We start from the raw sequence: 23,615 nt of genomic DNA, 5'->3' as shown, positions 1-23,615 counted from the left end.
GAGGGTTTTGTTGTTTCATTAACCTAAAAACCGGGTGCTGAAATCTCTCGCGGCACCGAGGGTAAATCACAAGAGAGGAAGGAAAACATTTAATGCCAGAAACACTAACGCTGGAGAAGAAAGTCCAGGAACGGCCCGCAAGAAAAAAGGTCAAAGTCTTCGCTCACTACGATTCCGCGGCACTTGCCGAGATGGAAAAGCTCTATACGAGCACGCTGAGTGAAATCAGGGAAGACGAGATCGTCAAAGGCCGTATCGTCTCCATTTCCAACAAGGACGTCACCATCGACGTCGGTTACAAGTCGGAGGGCATCGTCTCCCTGCTTGAGTTCCGCGACGAGGAAGAGGGTGAAGTCAAGGTCGGCGATGAAGTCGAGGTTTACCTCGAAAACATCGAAGACAAGATGGGCCAGCTCATTCTTTCCAAAAAGAAGGCCGATGTCCTGAGAATCTGGGACAAGATTTACGATTCAATTGAAAATGACACGATCATCAACGGCAGGATCATCAACCGCGTCAAGGGCGGTATGACGGTTTCCCTGTCCGGTGTCGAGGCCTTCCTTCCCGGTTCGCAGATCGATGTCAAACCGGTTCGCGATTTCGATGCTCTTGTCGGCCAGACGATGGACTTCAGGGTCGTCAAGATCAATCCCGTTACGCAGAATATCGTCGTCAGCCACAAGGTCATCCTCGAAGAGGAGTACGCCGCACGCCGCGAAGAGATGCTTGCCAATATCAAGGTGGGCATGGTGCTCGAGGGCACGGTCAAGAACATCACCGATTTCGGTATCTTTGTCGATCTCGGCGGTCTCGACGGTCTTGTACATATCACCGACATCACCTGGGGCAGAATCAACCATCCTTCGGAAGTTGTCGAGCTTGACCAGCCGATCAAGGTTGTTGTCGTCGGTTTCGACGAGAACACCAAGCGAGTCTCTCTCGGTATGAAGCAGCTCGAAGCCCATCCCTGGGAAAATATCGAGATCAAGTACCCGGTGGGTTCCAAGGCGAACGGCCGGGTGGTTTCCATTACCGATTACGGAGCCTTCGTGGAGATCGAGAAAGGCATCGAGGGTCTTGTCCACATTTCCGAAATGAGCTGGACCCAGCATATCAAGCATCCGGGTCAGTTTGTCACCCTCGGCCAGGAGGTTGAGTGCGTGATTCTCAATATCGACAAAGAGCACACCAAGCTCTCTCTCTCCATGAAACGGGTCAACGAGGACCCCTGGATCGCGCTCTCCGAAAAGTACATCGAGGGATCGCTGCACAAGGGCACCGTCAGCAATATCACCGATTTCGGTGTGTTTGTCGAGCTTGAAGCCGGAGTAGACGGTCTGGTGCATATTTCCGACCTTTCGTGGACGAAGAAGATCCGCCATCCAAGCGAACTGGTCAAGAAAAACCAGGAACTCGAAGTCAAGGTGCTTAAATTCGATGTCAACGCCCGCCGTATTGCGCTCGGCCACAAGCAGATCAATCCTGATCCGTGGGATGAGTTCGAACAGAAATATGCCGTAGGCGCTGAAACACCGGGAAATATCTCCCAGATCATCGAGAAGGGCGTCATCGTCATTCTTCCCGGCGATGTAGACGGCTTCGTGCCGGTATCGCATCTGCTTCAGGGCGGCGTGAAGGATATCCACTCCTCGTTTGCTGTCGGCAATGAGCTTCCTCTCCGTGTGATCGAGTTCGACAAGGAGAACAAGAGGATCATTCTTTCGGCTCTCGAATATTTCAAGGACAAGAGCAAGGAGGAGATCGAAGCCTATCTCCAGGCTCATCCGAACGAAAAGAAAGAGATCGAGGATGCTACCGCTGAACTCGAACCGCAGGCAAAGTCCGGCGACAGAAAAGGCGGCGATTCGAAGTGATTCGGCTTGCCGGTACTGTAATTGTTACAAAAAAGCCTCTCCTGTTTCAGGGGAGGCTTTTTTTGTTGTGCGTCTGCTCCGGGGTCGATCGTTGTTTCCTGCAGGATCGATAGTGCTTTTCCTCAGTAGCCGTAGCTTTTCAGAAGGTTCTGTTTCTTTCTCCAGTCGGGTCTGACTTTTATGAAGAGTTCGAGAAAAACCGGTCTGCCCAGCAGTTCCTCGATATCGGTACGGGCGGCTTTTCCGAGTTTCTTGAGGGCGTTGCCGCCGCTGCCGATCAGGATCTGTTTCTGGGTGTCGCGTTCGACGACAATCGAACAGCGGATAAGATCCTTTCTCGACGGGTCGTTTTCATGCTGTTCCCTGAATTCATCGACCACAACCTCCGCTGCATAGGGGACCTCCTTGCCGTAAAGGAGAAAGATTTTTTCCCTGATGATTTCCGATACGAAAAACCGTTCCGGGGCAGTGCTCAGTATATCTTCAGGATAGAGCGGATCGTTCATCGGAAGAAACGGAACGAGGACGTCGACAAGCTGTTTCAGTCCGGTTCCTTCCAGTGCTGAAACGGAGATAACGGAGGCGGGACAGAAGAGCCGGGCCATCACCGATTCGGCTTTTTCCTGTACTGCACGGCTAACGAGATCCGACTTGTTCAGCACGGCGATTACCGGTTTCCCTGCAGGTTTCAGCCATGCATTGAAGAGTTCGGCGGCGAAATCGATGTCAAAAGGTTCGGCGCCTTTCGTATAGGGAATCAGGGCGATAACCGCGTCGGCTTCTTCAAGTGTCCTGCGGGTGATGGCAAGCATCGATTCATGGAGCTTCTGCTGCGGCTGCATGATGCCCGGAGTATCGAGAAAAATGATCTGGCACCGCTCGTCATGGTAGATGCCGGTTATTTTTTTTCTTGTAGTTTGCGGTTTAGGTGTTACAATAGAAAGTTTACAGTCAAGCAGCTTGTTCAGCAGTGTTGACTTGCCTGCATTCGGCGGTCCGGCAATAACAGCGAAGCCGCACGAGAACGATGAAGTATCCATGAAAGGTAGGGTTGAAACAGTGATGCAGAGGATGGCAAATCTCTGTGTACGATACAGAATTCTCCGCGGATGGGGAAGAAAAAGATGCTGGAAAGCGCGAAATGGAACAACAAGGCAAACTTGACATCTGGCTTCTCGTCGCTACTGCCGGCCTCATTATTCTCGGGCTTCTGGCAATATACAGCGCAACCAACGGTGCGGGAGAGACGGTTCTGTTTTACCGGCAGCTTGCATGGGGGTGTATCGGCGCCTTTGTCATGCTGTTCGTGTATTTCAACGATTACCGGTTCATACGCGATAATTCATATATCTTTTATCTTGTCGGGGTGGTGCTGCTTGTAGCGGTACTTGTTTTCGGTAAGAAAATCGCCGGGCAGACAAGCTGGGTCCGTATCGGTTTTTTCAGTTTCCAGCCTTCGGAAATAGCCAAGATGACAACGATTCTTGCGCTTGCCCGTTTCCTTTCCGAAGATGAAACCGATATCCGTTCGATACCCCATCTTTTTATTGCGCTCGCTATTCCCCTCTTTCCCGCACTGCTGATCATGCTGCAGCCCGATATGGGGACAACCCTTACCTGCCTTTCATTTATAGCGCCGATGATCATTATGGCGGGATTCGATTTCTATCTGCTGCTGCTGCTCGTCATACCCGTTGTGCTCATGCTCAGCGGTTTTTTCAACATCTATTTCATTTTCGGTCTTGCCCTGCTTATGTTTTTCGGGCTGGTGTTTCTCAAAAAGAAATTTCACATGCATCAGCTTGCCGTTACCTCTGCCGGCCTGCTCGCCTCACTTTTTACGCACCGTTTTGCCGGAGAGATTCTCAAGCCCCATCAGATGAAAAGGATTCAGACCTTTCTCGATCCCATGTCGGATCCGCAGGGGGCGGGCTATAATGCGCTGCAGGCGAAAATAGCGATCAGTTCCGGCGGTTTTTTCGGCAAGGGGTTTCTTGAAGGAACGCAGACGCAGCTTCGTTTCATTCCCGCCCAGTGGACCGATTTTATTTTCTGTGTCATTGCAGAAGAGCTTGGTTTTATAGGATCGGTTCTGTTGCTTGGTTTTTTCCTTGTCCTGATTCTTCGGTTTATCCGTATTGTTTTTTCCATCAAAAACCGGTTTGTCGAACTGACCTTTGCCGGTTATGCATCGCTTCTTACGGTTCATGTCGTCATCAATGTAGGTATGACGCTCGGGCTTATTCCTGTTATCGGCGTGCCGCTGCCGTTTGTTTCCTACGGGGGTTCTTCACTGCTCGGCAACATGATCATGGTGGCGCTCGGCCTGAATTTTGTAAGAAACCGGCGAAGTATCGGTTACTGAAAGAATGTTCCGGTTTATTCAGGTATTCGAAAAAACAGGGAAAAGCATGGAATGGAAAAAGCGCAAACATTGCGCTTTTTCTATAAGCCGATAGATGATTTTTTTGCTGGGTTACCTGATTTTGTAAACAAACCGTTTACTGCCTGAGCCTGAAGGAATGCGTTCGATTTCTTCATCGGTCATGCCGTATTTGTTCAGCCAGAGGCTTACGGTTGTGCTTTTGGTATTGAGCGCGTCAGCAATTTCTTTCGGTTTGAATGCACGTTCCGGATTTGAGCGGAGCAGATCCTTGACCGATTTTCCAAGCTGTCCGCGCCCGAACCGGGAAAAACCTGTTTGAGCCGGATCGGTGACTTCAAGTTTTGGGAGATTGAGTTCAAGTTTTTTCAGTATTGCGGAAAGCTCATCTTCAAGCAGTTTTATTTTTTCCTGGAACTCACGTTGCAAGAGCATGATTTTTTCCTGAAGATTTTTTTTCTCTTTTACAAGGGATTGAAAATGATCAATCTTCTGGATAAAAAGATCATACTTGTCGGGTGATGCAGCATCTTTTTTCATCATGTTCGAATAGTGCCTTTTCTGATTGAAATGATACAGATCGATAACAATCGTGAATATAAAAGAATGCCTTTGTGCATGCAAATTGATGCGATGAGGGTTGTATCGGATAGTGTTTTGCACATTTTCCGTTCCTGATGCAAAACGGAATGAAAAAAACAGATAACTGCGATGAGTAAAACGGGTTTGCCGAGTGTTGCCGCGGTAACACTGGGATGTAAACTGAATTATTCCGAAACATCGGCGATACTCGATCGGCTTTCTGCGGAGGGCTGGCAGCTTTCCTCTGTCGAAAAGGGTGCGGATATGATCGTTGTTCACACCTGTGCGGTTACAAAACAGGCCGAACAGAAATGCCGCCAGAAAATACGGAAGCTTATAAAACGTAATCCGAAGAGTGTCGTTGTGGTAATCGGCTGTTATGCCCAGCTGCAGCCTCTCCGGCTTTCGGGTATCGAGGGTGTTCATGGCGTTCTCGGCAGCAACGATAAATTCAGGACAGGCCTCTATCGGGAAATTTTCGAGACGAGGCCGGAAGCTCCGCTCGTGCAGGTCTCGGATGTCTGCGGAATGGAAGAGATCCATGCGGGTTACTCCCTGCCGGAACATTCCGGAGTTTCCAGAACACGGGCTTTTCTGAAGATCCAGGACGGGTGTGATTACGGATGCGCCTACTGCACCATCCCCCTGGCTCGGGGTCGTTCGCGCTCCCTTCCGGTGGCGATGATTGTCGAGCGTGCGCACGCGCTTGCCGCATCAGGATATCGCGAAATTGTGCTGACCGGCGTCAATATCGGCGATTACCGTTCGGAAGGAACCGGTCTTGCCGGACTGCTCCGGATGCTTGAGCTGGTTGAACTGGACCGTATCAGGGTGAGTTCCCTTGAACCGGATATTCTCGACGACAGGCTCCTGGATGTCGTGGCCTGCTCACAAAAAATAGCGCCTCATTTTCATGTGCCGCTGCAGAGCGGTTCAGACCGGGTGCTGAAGGCTATGGGGAGAAGATACACGACCGCAGTCTACCGGGAGCGCGTCATGAGAGCGGTGGAGAGCATTCCTGATTGTGCCATCGGTATCGATGTCATTGCCGGATATCCCGGGGAGAGCGAAGAGGATTTCCAGGATATGTACCGCTTCATCGAGGGACTTCCGGCTGCCTACCTGCATGTTTTTACCTGCTCTGTTCGTCCCGGTACGCGGCTTGCTTCCCAGACGGCATCCGGGGAGCGGAAACTTTCCCTGCCTGCTGATATTGAGCGGCGCAGTGGCATGCTTATCGAGCTTGGCATCCGGAAAAAATCCTCCTATACGGCAGGCTTTCTGGGAAAAGAACGCAAGGTGCTTGTTGAGACGTGCATGCGCGACGAGGGCGGAAGGGTATGCTGCAGCGGGTATACCTCAAATTATCTGCAGGTTACAGCGGCAGCTGAAGGTTTCGAGGGCGATGCAGGGCGGTTGAAGGGGATGCTTGTGCCCGTAGTGATCGGAGAGATGGACCATGATTTGAATTTACAGGGGAGACTGTTATTTTAAGTGCTCGATTTCTTCTGTGGCCCGACGCTTGCAACCCTTAAACCCGTTTATTCCATGCCTATTAAATCCCGAATCCGTTCGATTCCCGATTATCCTAAAAAAGGGATCATGTTTCGTGACATCACTACCCTGATCAAGGACCCGGTGGGGTTTCGTCTTGTGATCGACAGCTTTACCCAGCACTATCTGCAGAACGGGGTTGATTTTGATGTGATAGTAGGCATTGAAGCTCGTGGATTCATTATCGGCGGAGCGCTTTCCTACACGCTCGGCAAAGGATTCGTTCCTGTCAGGAAACCCGGGAAATTGCCGGCGGATGTGGTTTCCCAGGAATATGAGCTCGAATACGGCAGCGACAAGATCGAGATTCACATGGATGCGCTGGAAAAAGGCACAAGGGTGCTGCTTGTCGACGATCTTCTTGCAACCGGGGGTACGGCACTTGCTGCCGCGGCTCTGGTGGAAAAAGTCGGTGGCGTTGTTGCCGAGATGGCCTTTATCGTCAACCTTCCCGATGTCGGCGGTGAGCGGAAGATTCGCGAAAAAGGCTACGACATTTATGCACTTACCGATTTTGAAGGAGATTGACATAATTCCCATTCATTTTTTGACCAGTTTGGCCATGAACCGGATTAACAAAGCACTTCCTGTCTTTTTGTTTTTCCCGTTTTTCGCCCTTGCCGGCAGCTCTCCGCTGTTTGCTGCCGGTGAAGCGGTCTCTTCAGCAGGACACCTTCCTCCGGTCTGGCTTGTTGCGCCTTTCGTGCTGCTTTTGCTCATGATTGCAACCGGTCCGCTTCTTTACCACCGTTTCTGGGAACACAACTACAGGAATGTTTCTATCGGCCTGGGGGGAGTTGTCGCGCTTTATTACGGGTTCTTGATGGAGCATGGTGTGCATGTTCTCAGACATACCCTGGAAGAATATCTTGCCTTTATCGCACTGATAGCATCGCTTTTTGTGGTATCCGGCGGCATTCTCATCAAGATCGAACGAAGGGGCACGCCGTTCGTCAACGGCATGCTTCTTCTTTTCGGCGCCCTGCTCTCGAATCTTATCGGTACTACCGGGGCGTCGATGCTCCTCATAAGGCCATTCATGAGGATCAACGAGGGTCGTCTTCATGCGTTTCATATCGTATTTTTTATTTTTATCATCAGCAATATCGGCGGAGCCTTGACTCCGATCGGCGATCCGCCGCTTTTTCTGGGTTTTCTCAAAGGCGTGCCTTTTTTCTGGGTGATATCGAAAGTGTGGCTTCCCTGGGCGGTTACGGTGGCCGGTCTGGTTATTCTGTTCATGTTGTTTGACGCAAAAGCCGGAGATGCCGGCCATTCAGCGGGTGAGCAGCATGGTGGCATCGTCATTGCGGGGAAAAAGAATTTTATCTATCTCGCCATGATCATTGCCGCGGTCTTTCTTGATCCGGCGGTTATCGACGGCTTTCCGAGTCTTCAGAAGCTTTTCCATCTGCCTTTCGGTATCCGGGAGCTGATTCTTCTGGGCGTATCGGTAGCAGCCTACAAAACTGCGGATCATGAAGCGCTGAAGGGCAATGAGTTCAACTTTGAACCGATCAGGGAGGTCGCATTTCTGTTCATCGGCATTTTTGCCACCATGATTCCGGCTCTCGAACTGATTGGAGCTTATGCCTCAGTACATGCGGGTGATTTTTCCGTAACGGCTTTTTACTGGATGACCGGCGCTCTTTCAGGGATTCTGGACAATGCGCCAACCTACCTGAACTTTCTTGCCGGCGCCCTCGGTAAGTTCGGCCTCGATATCGGTTCCCCTGCTACGGTAAAGATGTTTGCCGAAGGGGTGGCTTCCCCGGTTCAGGGTGATGTTTCTTCGGAATTTTACCTGATGGCCATCACTGTTGCTTCGGTCTTTTTCGGCGCGATGACCTACATCGGCAATGCACCCAATTTCATGGTGAAAAATATCGCAGCCCAGGCGGAAGTGGACGTTCCGGATTTCCTCGAGTATATCTACAAATATTCGGTTCCGGTGCTCGTTCCGTTTTTTGCGGTGATATGGCTTCTGTTCTTCAACCATTAACGTTTCCAGGTCATGAAGCGCTTTACCGAGGCAATAAGCAACGGGGAGAAAGGGTTCTATCTCGGGAACTCCGTTTTTTTCCCCTTTCATTTCGATCTGGTAAGCATCTGGATCGGAAAAGAAATGTCACTGCTCTCATCCCCGGAGATCATTACGGATCTTTCCGATCCTGCAACGCTGGGGGTCAGGGAAGGAGAGTCGTTCACCAATCTGGTCTTCAGGAAATGGAGCGATCTCGGCAGGGAACTGGGTCATCACAAAGGCCATATCGTTCTGCATGCTGCAGAAAAAGGCTCCGATATATTCAGACCGGAAAATCTTCACTACATTCAGGCCTGCTTTCAGCATAAACATAAAGATATCGCCTTTAACATCATCAAGGATCCCTTCGAGCTGTAATCTGGCGGTTACCGGGTTTTTCGGGCGTGCGTATGCCCAAAGTCCCGGTTCAGTTCCCTCGCTCCCGGCGCCTCTACGGCTAGCCCGCGCCGTTCTTGAGGCTTTCGCTTACAGCGTGCTTGAACTCCTTGGAGATTTTAAAGGTAGGAACGTTTTTAGGGTCGACCGTTACCTTCTCTCCGGTTCTCGGGTTTCTTGCCTGGCGCAGGTTCTTGTGCCGGATATTGAATGATCCGAACCCCCTGATCTCGATTCTTTTGCCGGCCTTCAGCGACTCGATGATGCTTTCGAACAGGCAGTCAACCACGGATTCGGTTTCGTTTTTTGTCATGCCTGTCTTGTGAGCGATCACATTGACCAGATCAGCTTTAGTGGTTGTGTTTCCCATGGTGACGATGACTTAGGTTATTGTAGTGTATGCAGTTATTTAAACCATAAACGAAGGGCAACAATTCCTGTGAAAATCGCAAAAGCTTTACGGAGCAGATCTCCTGAGAGCGACGTCGCTATTCTGGCGCCGAAAAAGGCGCCCGCGAAAAGTCCGGCGGCAATAACCAGCCCCAGCCAGATGTTTTCCGTGGTGATCTTGCCGGAGCGGTAATACTCCATAATGCCGAGAAGACCGACAGGCAGCAGGAGGGCCACAAGGGAGGTTGCATTGGCGCTGTGCTGGCTCATTCCGAAAAGCAGCACCAGTGCGGGAACGATAATGATTCCGCCTCCGACGCCGAACAGCCCCGACAGCATACCTGCCGCCAGGCCTATAATGAGCATGAAAACCGTCTGCATAAGCGTTGACATTCTGTTACTCCGGAAAAAAACCGCGTGACACTATGTTGTACCGATGATGGCGGCTATCTCTTCCGCATTCAGTGTCTCTTTCTCGATAAGGTTATCGGCAAGGCGGTGGAGCAGCTCTTTTTTCTCGCTGAGAATCCTTTTTGCATTGTCCATGCACTCGATAATGATCTTGCTGACTTCATTGTCGATCTGCAGTGCGGTTTCCTCGCTGTACTCCCGGATGTGCGAGTAATCCTTGCCGAGAAATACCTCTTTATGACTGTCGCCGTAATTGATCGGCCCGAGCTTGTCGCTCATGCCCCATTGCCGCACCATTCTTCGGGCAAGGTCCGTAGCCCGTTCGATGTCGTTGGCCGCTCCGGTGGTGATTTCGTTGAATACCAGCTCTTCGGCAACCCTGCCGCCAAGCGCATAGGTGATGATGGCCAGCAGGTACTTCCGGTTCTGGGTGTAGCGATCCTCGAGGGGAAGGTATGCGGTAAGCCCGAGGCTTCTGCCTCTCGGTATGATGGTTACCTTGTGGATGGGGTCCGAACCCTCGGTATTGGCAGCTACCAGTACATGACCGGCCTCATGATAGGCGGTAAGCTTTTTCTGTTCCTCTGAAATGTACATGCTTTTCCGCTCCGGACCCATAAGCACCTTGTCCCGGGCCTGCTCGAAATCGCTGGAGTCGATGCTCTCCTTGTCGCTTCTGGAGGCTATGAGCGCAGCTTCATTGACCAGATTCGCCAGATCGGCGCCTGAAAACCCCGGAGTGCTTTTTGCGAGAACGGAGATGCTTACATCGCCGGCAAGCGGGGTGTTTCGCGTGTGGATGGCAATAATTGCCTCCCTTCCCCGAATATCGGGCTTGTCGATGGTGATCTGCCGGTCGAATCTTCCCGGTCTGAGCAGTGCGGAATCAAGCACATCCGGACGGTTTGTCGCCGCGATCAGGATGACATTGTCGGTTGTTGTAAACCCGTCCATTTCCACCAGCAGCTGGTTAAGGGTCTGTTCCCGTTCGTCGTGCCCTCCGCCGAGACCCGCTCCTCGGCTTCTGCCGACCGCATCGATTTCATCGATGAACACAATGCAGGGAGCGTTTTTCTTTGCCTGTTCGAACAGGTCCCGCACGCGTGCAGCGCCGACGCCGACAAACATTTCAACGAAATCGGCACCCGAGATCGAAAAGAATGGAACCTTGGCTTCGCCGGCGATGGCTTTGGCCAGAAGGGTTTTACCGGTTCCCGGAGGGCCGAGCAGCAGAACTCCCTTGGGGATTTTGCCGCCTATTTTCTGGAACTTTTCGGGACTGGTGAGAAATTCAACGGTCTCCTTCAGCTCCTCGACAGCTTCGTCAACTCCGGCAACATCCTTGAAGCTGACCTTCACGTCGAATTCACTGATCATCTTGGCGCGGCTCTTGCCGAAGCTGAACATGTTCTTCGCCGCGCCTCCGTTCTGCTGCGCCATACGCCGGAACATGAAGAAGTAAATCAGCCCGAAGATTATCCAGGGAGCGAAGAGCATCAGTAAGGTATTGATGCTGTCGGCGCCCTCCTCGACGGTGACCTGAATCCCTTTTGACGCAAGCAGATCGGCCTGTTCCGTGGTGAATGAGGGAATGGTGACGCTGAACCGGTCCGTTTTCAGAAAGGTTTTGTTTTTCAGTTCAAGCGGAGCGGGCGTTTTCAGTTTTCCGTTCAGTTTAGCCGATCGGTCGGCATAGGTTTCAACCGTGACATCGGTGACAAGGTCGCCGTCAAGCACCTTCCGGTAATGGTTGTAGGTGATTTCCGGATTTACCGGAGCTGAAAAAAACCGCTGGAACACAAACAGCGACAGAAGTCCCAGCATCATGATTACAAGAAAACCGGGAAACCTCGCCGGACTGCCGCCGCTGTTTTCCGGATCGCGATCCGGCTGCCGTCTGCTATCGCGTACCGGTCTGAAAATATTCCGGCTGCTCTCTTTTGCTGTGTTTTTTTTTCCGGGTTCGGGCATAAATACGCTCGGTGATTGAAGGAAAAAGCCAAGTCAAGGTTAACTTACGCCTTTAAAAGTAATTAAAAGTAAACTGCAATCGAATGCAAAAAGTTTATTGTTAAATGCTTCCGAAAGCAGGCTTTTGAGGGTGCAGGAGTGGTTTTTTTATCGCCTTCGGGCGCCATGAGATTTTGTCCCTTCAAAAAACAGCGGGATTTTTATAAATTCATTGCTCCTGACACCGGTATTCAATCTCCTGTCAATGAAAATTCAATAAACAGTTTTACGTCACATTATGGTCGCTCAAAGGGTCAGAACCAGGTTTGCTCCCTCTCCGACAGGTTATCTGCATGTCGGCGGTCTCCGGACAGCTCTCTACAACTACCTGTTCGCAAAAAAAATGAAAGGGGACTTCATTATCAGAATCGAAGACACCGATCAGAGCAGGAAAGTGGAGGATGCGCAGCGCAACCTCATCAAAACGCTCGAATGGGCGGGGATTGTGGCTGACGAAAGCCCCGAGCACGGAGGAAACTACGGCCCTTACGTCCAGTCTGAAAGGCTGCATATCTACCGCCAGTACTGTGACCGTCTGCTTGAAGACAAAAACGCCTACTACTGTTTTTCAACATCCGAAGAGCTTGAAGAGAACCGGCAGCTGCAGCTGAAACAGGGACTCCAGCCGAAATACAACCGGAAATGGCTGCCCGAGGAGATGGGCGGTTCCATGCCTTCCTCCGAAGTCAGAAAGAAAATGGCCGAAGGCGTCCCCTATGTGATCCGCATGAAAGTCCCCGATTATGTTTCGGTATGGTTCGAGGATATGATCAGGGGACCTGTTGAGTTCGACTCCTCGACCATCGACGATCAGGTGCTCATGAAATCCGACGGATTTCCGACCTATCATTTCGCCAGCGTTATCGACGATCATCTCATGGAGTTCACGCACATCATCCGGGGTGAAGAGTGGCTTCCCTCCATGCCGAAACATCTGCTGCTCTACGAGTTTTTCGGGTGGGAGCCGCCCCGGTTCGCCCACCTTCCGCTTCTGCTCAATCCGGATCGTTCGAAGCTCAGCAAACGCCAGGGCGATGTGGCTGTCGAGGATTATATCCGCAAGGGGTACAGCTGCGACACCATCGTGAACTTTGTGGCCATGCTCGGATGGAATGAAGGAGAGGGTACCGAGCAGGAGGTCTACAGCCTCCAGGAGCTTATCGAGAAGTTTTCACTCGAACGCGTCGGCAAGGCCGGCGCCGTCTTCAACGTCGAAAAGCTCAACTGGCTTGAAAAGCAGTATATCAAGAGCCGCCCGGCGGCAGATATCATCAGGACGATCAAACCGCTGCTTTCGGCGGAACTTGCTCGCAAGGAGACCCCGCTCTCCAAAGAGGTGATCACCAGCGACCTTTATCTCGAACAGGTTATCGAGCTGATGCGCGAGAGGGTTGGGTTCGAGCATGAATTCGTGACTTTCTCTTCCTACTTTTTCTTCGAGCCGGAGGCCTATGAGGAAGAGGCGGTGCAGAAGCGCTGGACAGCCGGAACCAACACTCTTCTTCGGGAGTTCTCTTCGGTGCTCGAGACTCTCGATCCCTTCAGTGCCGAAACGATCGAGGCTGCGCTCAAGGAGTTTGTCGCTCCCAGAGGCCTGAAACCTGCCGTTCTGATTCATCCCCTGAGAATTCTCGCTTCGGGGGTCAGCTTCGGTCCGAGTCTCTATCACATGCTTGAAGTGCTGGGCAGGGAAGCCGTGCTCCGCAGGGTTGCAAAAGGGGTCGAGCGGTTGGCCGCGCAGGGATAGCTGCCGCAGGCCGGAACGGAAGGTGCCGCTCCGGCCTGTATCGGAAATCATATTTTCCGGTTTTTTTTCTTTTTGATTTTTGGAGTGTGTTTGTTATTATGTGCCTCACAAACATGGACAGATAGCTCAGTTGGTAGAGCAAAGGACTGAAAATCCTTGTGTCGGGGGTTCGATTCCCTCTCTGTCCACCAGGTTTTTCCGCAGTTCCTCGCTGCTCCGGGAAACACAGATCACATTTCTTCCTTCACTTCCAGCCTTATTCCTTTTGATTTCCATGAGAAAGCCTGTATTTGGCGTAGCGGCTTTTTATGGCAGAACCGCATAATTCCCGGTATGAATATCACCACAGAACCTCATCAGGAAGTCTGGCACGACATGCAGGAGCCGGGCGCCTATGAATGGTGGTATTTCGACGCGGAAGACAAGGCAAGCGGAGTTTCCGTCGTAATCATCTGGTTTTCAGGCTTTCCCTTCTCTCCCTACTACATGCAGCACTATGACGACTGGAAAGGCAGGGCCGTGTCAGCTCCTCCGTTGTCATCCGACTATGCGGGCTTCAGCTTTCAGCTTTATGAGCAGGGCAGGGAAACACTCAATTTCATCAGGGAGGGCGGTAAGGATCTTTTCGAGTGCAACAGGGAGCAGATCGGTTTCCGGTTCGAGAACAGCCGCTTTCTCTATGACGCGCTCAGGGACGAGTACCGGCTTGTCGTTGATTTTGCCTTTCCTGCACGCAATCGGAAGGTCAGTGCGGAACTTCTGTTCAAGGTCACCCGGCGGGCGCTGTATACAAAAAAAGACGGCAATGGCGCGGCCAATTCCCGGCATCAGTGGCTTTTGAGTGTTCCAAGGGCTGAGGTGGACGGTTATGTCGAAATTTCCGGAGAAAACGGCGGCAGTCTGAGACGCATCGTTCTCAGGGGTCACGGTTATCATGATCACAACCTCGGGACCATGCCCATGCAGGAGTATATCGCCCGCTGGTACTGGGGCAGGGCGTTTTCGGAACGGTACGACCTGGTCTACTATATGATTTTTTTCAGGAATACCGCCTACCAGCCGGTGAGTCTGCTGATGCTGCATGACAATATTGCGGGGAAGGTTTCGTTTATGGACTCGCTCCAGTTCAGGGAGCGGGATTTTTCGACCGGCTTTTTCTCTCCGCTTCACGGAAGAACACTTGAGCTGGATGGGGGAGGCGCTTCGGTAACCGTTTCGCAGAAAAAAGTGCTCGATGCAGGGCCGTTTTATCTCAGGTTTGCATCGGACATCTCGCTTTGTATCGACGGTCAGCATCTCGATGGGATCAGCGGGATTTCGGAGTTTCTCAATCCGGTAAGGCTGCAGTCGCGTTTCATGAGATTTTTTACCCGCAGCAGGATATGGAGGGACAAAGAACCCTCCTTCATGTATGACTATTATAATTTTTTTAAAAGCTGTTCTGATTGGTTTAAACGGTAAAAAATTATAACTTCTGAGTTTGTTTATACTACCCAGCAAGAGAACTGTGCATGTCGCTGAAACGGCGGTATGGAAAACAGTCGGTCGGCAAGGCATTGATTTCTTAACAATAGCTTTAAAAAGGAGATAGATCGTAATGGCACAACAAGGTAATTTCAAGAGTCCAGCCCGGATGGGTGGACTTGGTGAGAGTGCTTCAGCCTCTTCCTCCGGAGCGGTTTCCGGTGGAAAACCAAGGGAAGATGGGTTGAAGGGCGTTAATTTCGAGCGTCGCAGTTTTCTGGGCAAGGTGGTCGGTGGAGTTGGTGCCGCAGTGGCGGTATCGACGCTCTATCCGATCGTCAGGTACATCATTCCTCCTGTCAAAGAAGTGAAAAATGTGAACGAAATGGCTGTCGGCAAAGCTTCGGAAGTACCGGAAAATACCGGAAAGATCTACCCGTTCAACGAGGACAAGGTCATTGTTATCAACGACAACGGCAAGCTTACCGCATGCAGCGCCGTCTGCACGCATCTCGGCTGTCTTGTCCGCTGGGAAGACAAGGATAACCTCATTTTCTGCCCCTGCCACGGTGCGAAATACCAGCAGACCGGTGAAATCATTTCCGGTCCGCAGCCGCGTCCTCTGACCCCTTACGCCGTCCGGGTCGAAGGCGATGATCTTATTATATCCAAAGCTTAATTTTAACGTTGTTGAAAACCAATGGAGTCAGAAAATATGGCTGAGAACAATCAGAATGCTCCGGCAGGAAATGCTCCTGCCAAGCCGAAACCCGCAGCCCCGGGTGCCGCCAAGCCGGCAGCTCCAGGTGCTGCAAAGCCAGCAGTCGGAACGGCAAAACCGTCCGATCCCGCTGCAGCAAAACCCGCGGCCTCTTCCGGCGGCGTTTACAAACCTCCGGTAGACCGTCCCGATCCGAATCCCTACAGGGACAGCAAGCAAAGCGCTCTGGCATCCTGGTTTCAGGAGCGGTTCTACGTGATGATACCGGTCATCGATTACCTGAAGAAAAAAGAGGTGCCCCAGCACCGTCTCTCCTTCTGGTACTACTTCGGCGGTCTCACTCTTTTCTTCTTTATCATCCAGGTCATTACCGGTCTTCTTCTGCTCCAGTACTACAAACCGACCGGCGCGGAAGCGTTTACATCCTTTGTGTTCATCCAGAAAGAGGTTCCTTTCGGCTGGCTGATCCGTCAGGTTCATGCGTGGTCTGCCAATCTCATGATCGGCATGGCTTTTATCCACATGTTCAGCACCTTCTTCATGAAGTCCTACCGCAAACCACGTGAGCTCATGTGGGTCAGCGGTTTTGTGCTGCTTGTGCTCTCTCTCGGGTTCGGCTTTACCGGCTACCTGCTGCCGTGGAACGAGCTGGCTTTCTTTGCAACCCAGGTCGGTACCGAAGTTCCCAAGGTCATGCCTGGCGGCGCCCTGCTTGTCGATATCCTTCGCGGCGGAACTGACGTCAGCCCTGAAACCCTTACCCGCATGTTCTCGCTGCACGTGGTCCTGCTTCCCGGTCTTCTTCTTCTGGTGCTCTCCGCACACCTTCTGCTGGTACAGGTGCTTGGTACCTCTTCCCCGATCGGTTACAAAGAGGCCGGTCTGGTGAAAGGCTACGAGAAGTTCTTCCCGACCTTCCTTGCCAAGGACGCTATCGGCTGGCTGATCGGTTTCGGTCTGCTTGTCTATCTGGCAGTCATGTTCCCCTGGGAAATCGGCGTACAGGCCAACCCGCTCGGATCGGCTCCTGTCGGCATCAAGCCTGAATGGTATTTCTGGGCGCAGTTCCAGCTTCTGAAGGACTTTACCTTTGATGGCGGTGAACTGCTTGCCATCGTGCTCTTCACGGTCGGCGCCATTCTCTGGATTCTTGTTCCTTTCCTCGACCGTCAGGCATCGAGAGAGCAGAGAAGCCCGGTGTTCACCATTCTCGGTCTGCTCGTGATAGCTTTCCTTCTGATCAATACCTACAGGGTTTATGCTGAATACAGCCAGCTGTAAGCCGTAACGGTCTGCGATACCATAAAGGCCGCCTCATCTTTACGGATGAGGCGGCCTTTTTTTTGCCACCCGCGACGTGCTGCAATGCCGAAGGGCCGCCTTTTCAGGCAGCCCCTCTCTGTTTTTCAGTGTAGTTGACCGGGCGGTATTCCCCGACAGTCCGGGATATATATGGCAGGCGGCTCTCTCAGGCCTTTTCCGGAAGCAGTTCGCTGTTCCGGGCCGGGGCATGTTCCGGAGCCCTTTGCAAGAGGGCGCCCAGTTCATATCCCGAAAGAAATGCCCGTATGTCGAGATCTTTCAGGGCATCGTCACCCGGCATTCCCGCATCCGTTCCGAGGCGCTGTTCATCATGAGTCACCCCCCGTTTCAGAGAATCCGTCAGGATAAGCCATGATGCGAGTACACTGAATCCCTGCTCCCGGAACCATGTTTTCTGATGCCGGTATGCGATCTGCAGCAGCCGCTCCATAGAACCCAGGCATGTTCGCTGCAGCGTTTCCAGGCTTTCCAGCACGACGCTTTCAGGATCCGGGGTTTCAGGAGTTTCCGGAGCCGAAAGCAGACAGCAGAGGAGATCGGCAACTGTGCCGCCGGCAATGCCGGTAAAGCCGCTTTCCCTGTAATATGCTTCGAGGCTGTCATGCATCAGCCATTCGTCTATGAGATTCGACTGCAGGAGGTTGTTCGCCTTAATCATCTTCTGAATCGAGTCCATAATGATCCAGTGCATCATGAGCGTAGGATCGGGATGTTCCTCAGGGCCGTCCGCTGTCCGCCTGTTCTCCGTGAAAAGTGCCTCGGCTCCGCGGAAGAGGGCGATGGCCTCATCCGGAAGGTTCCCTGGAACCGTGATCTGCTGTTCGACAAGATCTCCGAAAAGGGCTGCTATTTCCTCGAGCAGTTTTCCGAGATCCGCGCTGAACGCATCCTGCTCTTTTTTGCCGGCGCGGGTTTCGCCGGGCACGGGAATTCCGGGGATATCGAAGAATCCGGTAATTACCCGGTGAAGAGGTGCGAGACTCATGGAAAGCACGGCATGTTCTATCGAGCCGATTCCCCGTCCGTCGAGTTCACGGCAGAGCATATCGTAAGGGCGAAGCTTCGATGGACGTACCTCCCTGAAGTCGAGCAGAAGATTGTAACGGTATCCGTCGAGCGACAGGAACAGGCCCTCAGAGGCAAGCTGTGCTGCAGGGCGGATGAATTCGAGCCCGCAGGCATGATCCCTGAAGATTACGTACAGGTTCTCATCCGTTCCGAGTCCGAGGCCCTCGAAAAGTGACGACTGCCGGATGGCTTCCTCGAACTTGTACCCGGAGGAGGTCCTGATCCAGCCTGAAGCCTGGTTGATGGTATTGTTGAAGATGAAAAGAGCCCTGTCATCGCCAAGCCTGTTTGAATAGGCGAAGATGTTTTCGTTTACCGTTCCTTCAGGACTGTAGACATCGTAGAGGAAGAAGTTGCATACTTCGGCAAAGAGCGGGCGTTTCTTCATGATCGGGAAGATTTCCCTGTAGTGCCGCGCAACCAGATTGTCGTCGGGTTGTTCGTCGTAATAGGCTTTGGCATACTCCATACCGTATTTCTCGTGGAACCCCTCAACCTGACCGTGGCCGAACATCGGCAGGCCAGGCAGGGTGATCATCATCATGCAGATGCCGAAATATTTGTCGCCGCTTCCGAATTGCGATATCGCGGTATCCTCGTCGGGATTGTTCATGAAGTTTACGTAACGCTTGAGGATCTCCGCATCGAACTCCAGCGTGTTCTTGATCAGGTAGCGGTAACCGGCATTGTCCTCTTTTTTCAGCATGTGCATGAATGCGCTGTTGTAAACGCGGTGCATGCCGAGCGTGCGCACGAAATACCCTTCGAGCATCCAGAACGCTTCGGCAAGCAGCAGGGTGTCGGGAACTTCGGTCTGCACACGGTCAACCACCTCACGCCAGAACTCGACGGGTATGGCGGCGTCGAAATCAGCCATGCTCAACGCATGAGCGGAGCGGGAAGGTATTGCCGCGGCATGGCCGGGCAGCGGGAACCAGAGACGCTGGATATGCCGTTTTGCAAGCACCATGGCGGCGTCGAAGCGGATGACCGGGAACATGCGGGCCACATGCAGAATCTGCTGGATCACCCCTTCCCGGACTTCGGCGCTGAGGAAGTTCAGCTGTGCGGTATCGTTCCACGGCATGTTGGTGCCGTCGTTGCCGTGATAGATATAGCGGGTATCGCCGTTCGAATGATCCACCCGCTTGAAGGTGACCGCGGCATCGGTGCGGTTCCAGTAGCCGTCCTCGATATAGATGCCGTACCGGTGGTCGTCGCTGAGGTTCGGCCCGTTATAGGTGTAGTTCGCGTAGGGAGGCCAGGGCGAGGAGAGAAACCAGTCGGGCTGGTTTTTCACCAGCTCCGAATCGATACCGGTGTGGTTCGGAACCATGTCGCTGGCAAGGCGCATGCCCCGCTGCATGGTCCGGTGCCGGAGGTTGAGGTATCCGTCGTAACCACCGAGATCGTCGGCAATGTCGTAGCGGTCGAGCGCATAAGCGGAGGCCTTTGCTTCGGGGTTTCCCTGAATCTGCTTGACCTTCTGCGATGCAGGGCTCCGCTGCCAGAGTCCGATCAGCCAGAGCGAGGTAAACCCTCTTCCGGCGAGCATGTCGAGTTCTTCGTCGGGAATGTCCTGCAGTCTCGATATGTGGCGTCGGTACTGTTTGCTGAGCTGATCAAGCCAGACGTAGGTGCTTTTGGCGATCATCACCACTTCCGGCATCCATGACGAATCCGGAGAGTAGTTGGCCGGAGCATTGTCGAGCGAACTGTAATCGGGCGCCTCGGCCCCCTTTTCAAACCAGCCGCTCTCCCTGCGCCCACTTGTTCCCGCAGCAGCCTGGCTTTCAAAAAAAAGATAACGATCTTCATCCTGAATGAAGGAGATGGCCTCGTCGAGCAGAGGCCAGAATGGCGAGCCCTCAAGCAGTTCCGCCCAGTTCAGACGGATATAACGCAGTTGGTCGAGAATCGAGTTGGGTGCATGCCGGATAGGCATGGTGATCAGTTCCGCCAGATCGGTATTGTCAGGTCCGGCCGGTCCCATGGCCTTCATGGCGCCCAGCATTGTCCGGATAAGTTTCGGATAAGCGGTTTCGCCGCGGAGATCACGATCGGAGATAAACGCCGAAAAGCGGTCGAAAGCCGGGTTCTGGTTGTTCAGCCAGACAAGCAGCGACTCCTCGATAACCTCTTCACGGTTTTCGGGGTTTCTCAGAAAATTTTCGGTGCGCTCGACGCCGTTGTAGATTCCCTGCGTAGGAAACGAATCGAGGAACCGGTTGAGGTAGCGGAGGGAGTCCTGCTCCGGAAGAGTCTCCTCGAAACTTTTTCTGATGGTTGCAAAAAGTGCGGGATTTCGCACTGCAGCTGTTTTCGAGAGCACATAGTGCAGCACTTCATGGAGCAGCTTCATGCCGTGAAACTGTGCCGGGAGAATGGTTTCCGCCGTTTCGGATTTCCGTTCGGAAAGATGGGCGTTCAAAATCCTGGATTGCTCTTCAGCTTTTTTCTGGCTTTCATGCATGTCTGCCGGGAGACGAAGAAAGTCCGGGTCGTTCAGATGAAACAGCGATCTTGTGGGTCTGTTGACATAAAAATGCTCTTTGATGCCGGAGACCGGGTTCTGCTGGTTACTTGTGGTCATTATTGATTCAGTGTATGGAATACATATATCCCCTTGGTCGGGGATGTTTCATGCTCCTGTCAAGGTACGGAAATTCTGGATAAAACATCCGTTTCAGGAGCTTCAGGCCATGGACTCCGGTCATGGAGCTTCCGGGAGGGGATCTCCGGGCGGAGGTCTCGGGAAACGGCTCCTCGCGCCTGTCGGCAGGGAGCTGTTTGCCTATCGGATTTTCCTGTCGAGATAGCGTTGCAGGTAGGTGAATCCGAGATCTTTTGCGGAGCGCAGAATATCCACTCCGATGGTGCCCATGGCGATTTTTGCCGGCGAAGGGTGGTGTACGGGAGGTGCGGAAAGGATATCGGCGGCCTCGATGCTCGAGGGCTTTGCGGAAGGTTTGATTGCCCTGCCCAGAAGAAAACCGACGGCAAGCACCGTACCGGCGGCTTCAAGAGGATGTTTTTTTATAACCTCCAGAGGGGAGAGTTCCGCCTGCAGGTCTTCTTTCAGATGGCGGGCACGCTGTCTGATCTGCTCCTCCTTTTCGGCGATGGTATTCTGCAGATCCTCTATACGGGCCTGAATGCCGTCCAGATGTTCATTTGTAGTCATGTGAGGAAAGAAGGATTTTCTGTATCAGGTTCGGCAGCACGGCCGGCCTGATCTTGATGAAAAAGAAAAAACACGACAGGAATGCCAGGCTTACCAGGAGGTAACCCGTGAACGGATGACCGGTCAGTTCGCCAAGCAGCAGCGCCATGGTGGTGATCAGATAGGCGACGCCGATAAGCAGCACCACTACCAGGATGAGCAGGGCTGCTGCAACGGCGATCTTTCTGGTGATATCTATCTTGACCAGCTCGGTTTTCGCTTCGATAATAGCCATCACATCATCGAAAGTCGAGGTGACGGTGTCGTCAAGCAGCTTCGGCAAGCCTGCGTGTTTCTGCTTCGGCAGTTCTGTCCGGCTGTGCGGCGGAGTCTGACGGTTCATGTTGATAAGGGAAATATGGACGGTGCGGTTCAGCGTTTCCGTTTCAGGATAAAACCAAGCACCGCACCGGCGCCGAGCGTATAAAGCATGGCTGGTACAGGGTTTTCACGGATGTATGTTTTGGCCTTTGCTGCCGTTTGCTTCAGTTGTTCGTACTGTTCGCTTTCCATGAAAGCGGATACGGCATCTGAAATCGTGCTGCCGATCTCTTTGACCTGTTCGGGTATCGGTGACGCACCTGGTGTTTCCGGCTCTTTTTCACCGCTGCTGTGGATAATAACCGGGACTTCCTGTTCCATAAACGTTCGGCTTATTGTTGATCTGAATTCGTACAACGGAATATAACGACATTATGCTAAAACAACAGCCTTCCCCCGTCGACATTGATAACCTCTCCGGTGATATACTCGCTCTCCATGAGAAAGAGTATCGCCCGTACGATGTCGAGCGGATCGCCGGGTCGGCCGAGCGGAATCTTTTCCACCAGTTTTTCTTCGGGTTCATCCTCGCGTCCGGGGTAGATGCTGATGGTTCCGGGGGCTACCGAGTTGACCAGAATGTCCGGGGCGAACTCACGGGCAAAGATTTTCGTGAGGTGCTGGATGCCGGCTTTCGAGACCGTGTAGGGTGCGTAACTTTTCCAGACAAGTCCGGCCGAAATATCGGTCATGGTGATGATGCGAGATACAAAAGACTGTTTTCGCATAATTCCGGCCGCTTCCTGCATGGTGAAAAAAGTGCCCTTCAGATTGGTGTCGACAAGATCGTCCCACTCCGTTTCCGTCACCTCCGGCAGCAGGGTCGGATAAAAATTCGAAGCACTGGCGATCAGAAGGTCCAGTCTGTCGTACAACTCCCTGAAGAGGGCGAACGCTTCAGCGATTTCCGCCGGTTTTGCAATGTTGCACTGCACCATATCCGATTCCGGGCTCACCCAGCGCAGCCGTTCGAGCGTTTCGGCCGCTTTTTCTTCAGAGTGATGATAGGTGAAAAATACCGTGTAGCCCTGGCCGGCAACGGAAAGCGCTATCTCGCTGCCGAGTTTTCCCGAGGCGCCGGTCATAAAACAGACCTTTCTGCCGGATGCTGTCATGGCTTTATCTGTTACGTTCAGACACCAAAAAGACTTAACCGCTGTGGAGCGCAAAAAGTTGAAGAAATCTTCGTTTCCGGAACAGGTTATGCCTGTCCGGATTTTCTGGTCATATGTGTTGCCGGGTACTCCTGCGGGCAGCCCGCCGTCGATGCATGCGTTGCAGGCATGCATTTCGTGTCGAAGACTGGAAGACTGTTCTTTTGCCGGAAACCGGGGGGCGCGGACGGACAGGCGCGGGCGAAGCTCCGCCTGTCCGCTTTCGTCGCGGGGTTGTTCATGCGATGCCTACAAGCACGCTCGATGCCTTGAAAATGGCGCATACATGCGAACCTTCCTGCAGTGCAAGCTTTCTGGCGCTCTCGTGCGTGATGACTGCTGAGAGCATGGTTCCTGCGCCGATTTCGATATCGATTTCGGCACTGACCGGCCCGTCGATGACGCGCTGTACCTTGCCGCACATGAGGTTCCGGGCGCTGATTTTTGCTTCGTGCAGGTTCGTGCCGAGAATGATGGAGTTTGCCTTGATGATGGCATACGCTTCCATTCCTGTCTGCAATCCGAGCTTTTCAACCGCGCCCATGGTGATAACCGAACAGATCGAGGTGCCGTCAGCAAGGGCAAGGTCGATTTCGGCATTGACGGCGCCATTAACAATAGCGGTTATGGTTCCCTTGAATACATTCCTTGCGCTGATGTTCATGGTTTTTCTCCTGAATATTGAGATTGATTTAAGGTGCTTCCGTGAGATGCTCTTCATGGTGCTGTCCCGGATAAAAATATAGAGTTTTTTTGCCGTTATATGGCACATGCCTGAAAAGTGAGGTGAGCGCCTCCGGCAGGAACCCTGAGGCCCGGATCGGGCCTCAGGCCAAACAGTTGCGCCTGATGACTGGAGGTGCTTTACTTTTTAGTTTAAACAGCTACTTATCCTTAATTAATTATACATAACCGGCATTAATCTTTATTTATTTCGTTCCTTTGTGTGCGGACTTAAAATATTCTGTACG

Annotated in this window: 21 protein-coding genes and 1 tRNA gene; 11 read left to right on the top strand and 11 right to left on the bottom strand. The window is 52.5% G+C overall.

Translation table 11 applies throughout. From position 1 onward, the window contains the following. Nucleotides 1-92 precede the first annotated feature (92 nt). Nucleotides 93-1,874 (top strand): 30S ribosomal protein S1, encoded by a 1,782-nt coding sequence (gene rpsA / locus WBP50_RS01640; RefSeq protein ID WP_423931320.1) that lies wholly within the window; start codon nt 93-95, stop codon nt 1,872-1,874. Between the two features lie 122 nt (nt 1,875-1,996). Here the strand turns inward: rpsA and era are convergent, their stop codons facing one another. After that, the gene (era, locus tag WBP50_RS01635; RefSeq protein WP_423931319.1) at nt 1,997-2,914 is read right to left on the bottom strand and encodes a GTPase Era; all 918 of its coding nucleotides are present in this window, start codon (nt 2,912-2,914) and stop codon (nt 1,997-1,999) included. A gap of 101 nt (nt 2,915-3,015) precedes the next feature. Here era and rodA point away from each other — a divergent pair, with 101 nt between their 5' ends. Further along, complete coding sequence (gene rodA / locus WBP50_RS01630; RefSeq protein ID WP_423931318.1) at nt 3,016-4,239, top strand: rod shape-determining protein RodA; 1,224 nt, start codon at nt 3,016-3,018, stop codon at nt 4,237-4,239. Between the two features lie 111 nt (nt 4,240-4,350). Here rodA and WBP50_RS01625 read toward each other — a convergent pair whose 3' ends face one another. Next, the gene (locus WBP50_RS01625) at nt 4,351-5,118 is read right to left on the bottom strand and encodes a hypothetical protein (protein ID WP_423931343.1); all 768 of its coding nucleotides are present in this window, start codon (nt 5,116-5,118) and stop codon (nt 4,351-4,353) included. Between WBP50_RS01625 and WBP50_RS01620 the strand changes: the two genes are divergently transcribed. The 4 genes from WBP50_RS01620 to WBP50_RS01605 are packed head-to-tail and all read left to right on the top strand — an operon-like array spanning nt 5,008 to nt 8,794. Continuing rightward, nucleotides 5,008-6,333: a MiaB/RimO family radical SAM methylthiotransferase gene (locus tag WBP50_RS01620; RefSeq protein WP_423931342.1), complete on the top strand. Its 1,326-nt coding sequence runs from the start codon at nt 5,008-5,010 to the stop codon at nt 6,331-6,333. The two genes, WBP50_RS01625 and WBP50_RS01620, sit on opposite strands and share 111 nt — an antisense overlap. 54 nt (nt 6,334-6,387) lie before the next feature. Next, nucleotides 6,388-6,921: an adenine phosphoribosyltransferase gene (locus WBP50_RS01615; protein ID WP_423931317.1), complete on the top strand. Its 534-nt coding sequence runs from the start codon at nt 6,388-6,390 to the stop codon at nt 6,919-6,921. A gap of 34 nt (nt 6,922-6,955) precedes the next feature. After that, nucleotides 6,956-8,395 (top strand): sodium:proton antiporter, encoded by a 1,440-nt coding sequence (locus WBP50_RS01610; RefSeq protein WP_423931316.1) that lies wholly within the window; start codon nt 6,956-6,958, stop codon nt 8,393-8,395. A gap of 12 nt (nt 8,396-8,407) precedes the next feature. Continuing rightward, nucleotides 8,408-8,794 (top strand): hypothetical protein, encoded by a 387-nt coding sequence (locus tag WBP50_RS01605; protein WP_423931315.1) that lies wholly within the window; start codon nt 8,408-8,410, stop codon nt 8,792-8,794. Nucleotides 8,795-8,873: 79 nt separating this feature from the next. Here WBP50_RS01605 and WBP50_RS01600 read toward each other — a convergent pair whose 3' ends face one another. From WBP50_RS01600 to ftsH, 3 genes are read right to left on the bottom strand one after another with little or no spacing between them, the layout of a single operon-like run. Next, a complete protein-coding gene (locus WBP50_RS01600) occupies nt 8,874-9,182 on the bottom strand; it encodes an HU family DNA-binding protein (RefSeq protein WP_423931314.1) in 309 nt (102 codons plus the stop codon). Nucleotides 9,183-9,217: 35 nt separating this feature from the next. After that, nucleotides 9,218-9,583, bottom strand: coding sequence for a sulfite exporter TauE/SafE family protein (locus tag WBP50_RS01595; RefSeq protein ID WP_423931313.1), 366 nt, complete (start codon nt 9,581-9,583; stop codon nt 9,218-9,220). Between the two features lie 42 nt (nt 9,584-9,625). After that, on the bottom strand, nt 9,626-11,584 hold the full coding sequence (ftsH, locus tag WBP50_RS01590) for an ATP-dependent zinc metalloprotease FtsH (protein WP_423931312.1): 1,959 nt from the start codon (nt 11,582-11,584) through the stop codon (nt 9,626-9,628). Nucleotides 11,585-11,861: 277 nt separating this feature from the next. Here ftsH and gltX point away from each other — a divergent pair, with 277 nt between their 5' ends. From gltX to WBP50_RS01565, 5 genes are all read left to right on the top strand, one after another. Next, nucleotides 11,862-13,370, top strand: a complete 1,509-nt coding sequence (gene gltX, locus WBP50_RS01585; RefSeq protein WP_423931311.1) for a glutamate--tRNA ligase — start codon at nt 11,862-11,864, stop codon at nt 13,368-13,370. Between the two features lie 115 nt (nt 13,371-13,485). Beyond that, nucleotides 13,486-13,561, top strand: a tRNA-Phe gene (locus tag WBP50_RS01580). 142 nt (nt 13,562-13,703) lie between these two features. Beyond that, a complete protein-coding gene (locus WBP50_RS01575) occupies nt 13,704-14,831 on the top strand; it encodes a carotenoid 1,2-hydratase (protein ID WP_423931310.1) in 1,128 nt (375 codons plus the stop codon). 136 nt (nt 14,832-14,967) lie between these two features. Continuing rightward, entirely contained in the window at nt 14,968-15,513 is a 546-nt protein-coding gene (locus tag WBP50_RS01570) for a ubiquinol-cytochrome c reductase iron-sulfur subunit (RefSeq protein ID WP_423931309.1), read from the top strand. 36 nt (nt 15,514-15,549) lie between these two features. Next, complete coding sequence (locus WBP50_RS01565; RefSeq protein WP_423931308.1) at nt 15,550-16,836, top strand: cytochrome b; 1,287 nt, start codon at nt 15,550-15,552, stop codon at nt 16,834-16,836. Between the two features lie 187 nt (nt 16,837-17,023). Here the strand turns inward: WBP50_RS01565 and WBP50_RS01560 are convergent, their stop codons facing one another. The 6 genes from WBP50_RS01560 to WBP50_RS01535 form a co-directional block, all read right to left on the bottom strand. Continuing rightward, a complete protein-coding gene (locus tag WBP50_RS01560; RefSeq protein WP_423931307.1) occupies nt 17,024-20,539 on the bottom strand; it encodes an alpha-amylase family glycosyl hydrolase in 3,516 nt (1,171 codons plus the stop codon). 201 nt (nt 20,540-20,740) lie between these two features. Then, nucleotides 20,741-21,130, bottom strand: a complete 390-nt coding sequence (locus WBP50_RS01555) for a hypothetical protein (protein ID WP_423931306.1) — start codon at nt 21,128-21,130, stop codon at nt 20,741-20,743. After that, the gene (locus tag WBP50_RS01550; RefSeq protein WP_423931305.1) at nt 21,117-21,512 is read right to left on the bottom strand and encodes a phage holin family protein; all 396 of its coding nucleotides are present in this window, start codon (nt 21,510-21,512) and stop codon (nt 21,117-21,119) included. Before WBP50_RS01550 ends, WBP50_RS01555 begins: the two co-directional genes overlap by 14 nt. 29 nt (nt 21,513-21,541) lie before the next feature. Further along, nucleotides 21,542-21,811: a hypothetical protein gene (locus tag WBP50_RS01545; RefSeq protein ID WP_423931304.1), complete on the bottom strand. Its 270-nt coding sequence runs from the start codon at nt 21,809-21,811 to the stop codon at nt 21,542-21,544. 56 nt (nt 21,812-21,867) lie between these two features. Then, the gene (locus WBP50_RS01540) at nt 21,868-22,605 is read right to left on the bottom strand and encodes an SDR family NAD(P)-dependent oxidoreductase (protein WP_423931303.1); all 738 of its coding nucleotides are present in this window, start codon (nt 22,603-22,605) and stop codon (nt 21,868-21,870) included. 277 nt (nt 22,606-22,882) lie between these two features. Continuing rightward, nucleotides 22,883-23,308 (bottom strand): TOBE domain-containing protein, encoded by a 426-nt coding sequence (locus WBP50_RS01535; RefSeq protein WP_423931302.1) that lies wholly within the window; start codon nt 23,306-23,308, stop codon nt 22,883-22,885. Nucleotides 23,309-23,615: the final 307 nt, after the last annotated feature.

This window comes from Chlorobium sp., assembly GCF_049593655.1.
GTDB lineage: Bacteria > Bacteroidota > Chlorobiia > Chlorobiales > Chlorobiaceae > Chlorobium.
This window is presented reverse-complemented; position numbering and strand designations above follow the sequence as displayed.

What these genes read in the sequence shown, in the direction of transcription:
- WBP50_RS01610 (WP_423931316.1), top strand. Translation starts at nt 6,956, where the DNA reads ATGAACCGGATTAACAAAGCACTTCCTGTCTTTTTGTTTTTCCCGTTT.
- ftsH (WP_423931312.1), bottom strand. Translation starts at nt 11,584, where the DNA reads ATGCCCGAACCCGGAAAAAAAAACACAGCAAAAGAGAGCAGCCGGAAT.
- WBP50_RS01605 (WP_423931315.1), top strand. Translation starts at nt 8,408, where the DNA reads ATGAAGCGCTTTACCGAGGCAATAAGCAACGGGGAGAAAGGGTTCTAT.
- rodA (WP_423931318.1), top strand. Translation starts at nt 3,016, where the DNA reads ATGGAACAACAAGGCAAACTTGACATCTGGCTTCTCGTCGCTACTGCC.
- WBP50_RS01615 (WP_423931317.1), top strand. Translation starts at nt 6,388, where the DNA reads ATGCCTATTAAATCCCGAATCCGTTCGATTCCCGATTATCCTAAAAAA.
- WBP50_RS01600 (WP_423931314.1), bottom strand. Translation starts at nt 9,182, where the DNA reads ATGGGAAACACAACCACTAAAGCTGATCTGGTCAATGTGATCGCTCAC.
- WBP50_RS01540 (WP_423931303.1), bottom strand. Translation starts at nt 22,605, where the DNA reads ATGACAGCATCCGGCAGAAAGGTCTGTTTTATGACCGGCGCCTCGGGA.
- era (WP_423931319.1), bottom strand. Translation starts at nt 2,914, where the DNA reads ATGGATACTTCATCGTTCTCGTGCGGCTTCGCTGTTATTGCCGGACCG.
- WBP50_RS01565 (WP_423931308.1), top strand. Translation starts at nt 15,550, where the DNA reads ATGGCTGAGAACAATCAGAATGCTCCGGCAGGAAATGCTCCTGCCAAG.
- gltX (WP_423931311.1), top strand. Translation starts at nt 11,862, where the DNA reads ATGGTCGCTCAAAGGGTCAGAACCAGGTTTGCTCCCTCTCCGACAGGT.
- WBP50_RS01575 (WP_423931310.1), top strand. Translation starts at nt 13,704, where the DNA reads ATGAATATCACCACAGAACCTCATCAGGAAGTCTGGCACGACATGCAG.
- rpsA (WP_423931320.1), top strand. Translation starts at nt 93, where the DNA reads ATGCCAGAAACACTAACGCTGGAGAAGAAAGTCCAGGAACGGCCCGCA.
- WBP50_RS01545 (WP_423931304.1), bottom strand. Translation starts at nt 21,811, where the DNA reads ATGGAACAGGAAGTCCCGGTTATTATCCACAGCAGCGGTGAAAAAGAG.
- WBP50_RS01570 (WP_423931309.1), top strand. Translation starts at nt 14,968, where the DNA reads ATGGCACAACAAGGTAATTTCAAGAGTCCAGCCCGGATGGGTGGACTT.
- WBP50_RS01550 (WP_423931305.1), bottom strand. Translation starts at nt 21,512, where the DNA reads ATGAACCGTCAGACTCCGCCGCACAGCCGGACAGAACTGCCGAAGCAG.
- WBP50_RS01595 (WP_423931313.1), bottom strand. Translation starts at nt 9,583, where the DNA reads ATGCAGACGGTTTTCATGCTCATTATAGGCCTGGCGGCAGGTATGCTG.
- WBP50_RS01555 (WP_423931306.1), bottom strand. Translation starts at nt 21,130, where the DNA reads ATGACTACAAATGAACATCTGGACGGCATTCAGGCCCGTATAGAGGAT.
- WBP50_RS01560 (WP_423931307.1), bottom strand. Translation starts at nt 20,539, where the DNA reads ATGACCACAAGTAACCAGCAGAACCCGGTCTCCGGCATCAAAGAGCAT.
- WBP50_RS01535 (WP_423931302.1), bottom strand. Translation starts at nt 23,308, where the DNA reads ATGAACATCAGCGCAAGGAATGTATTCAAGGGAACCATAACCGCTATT.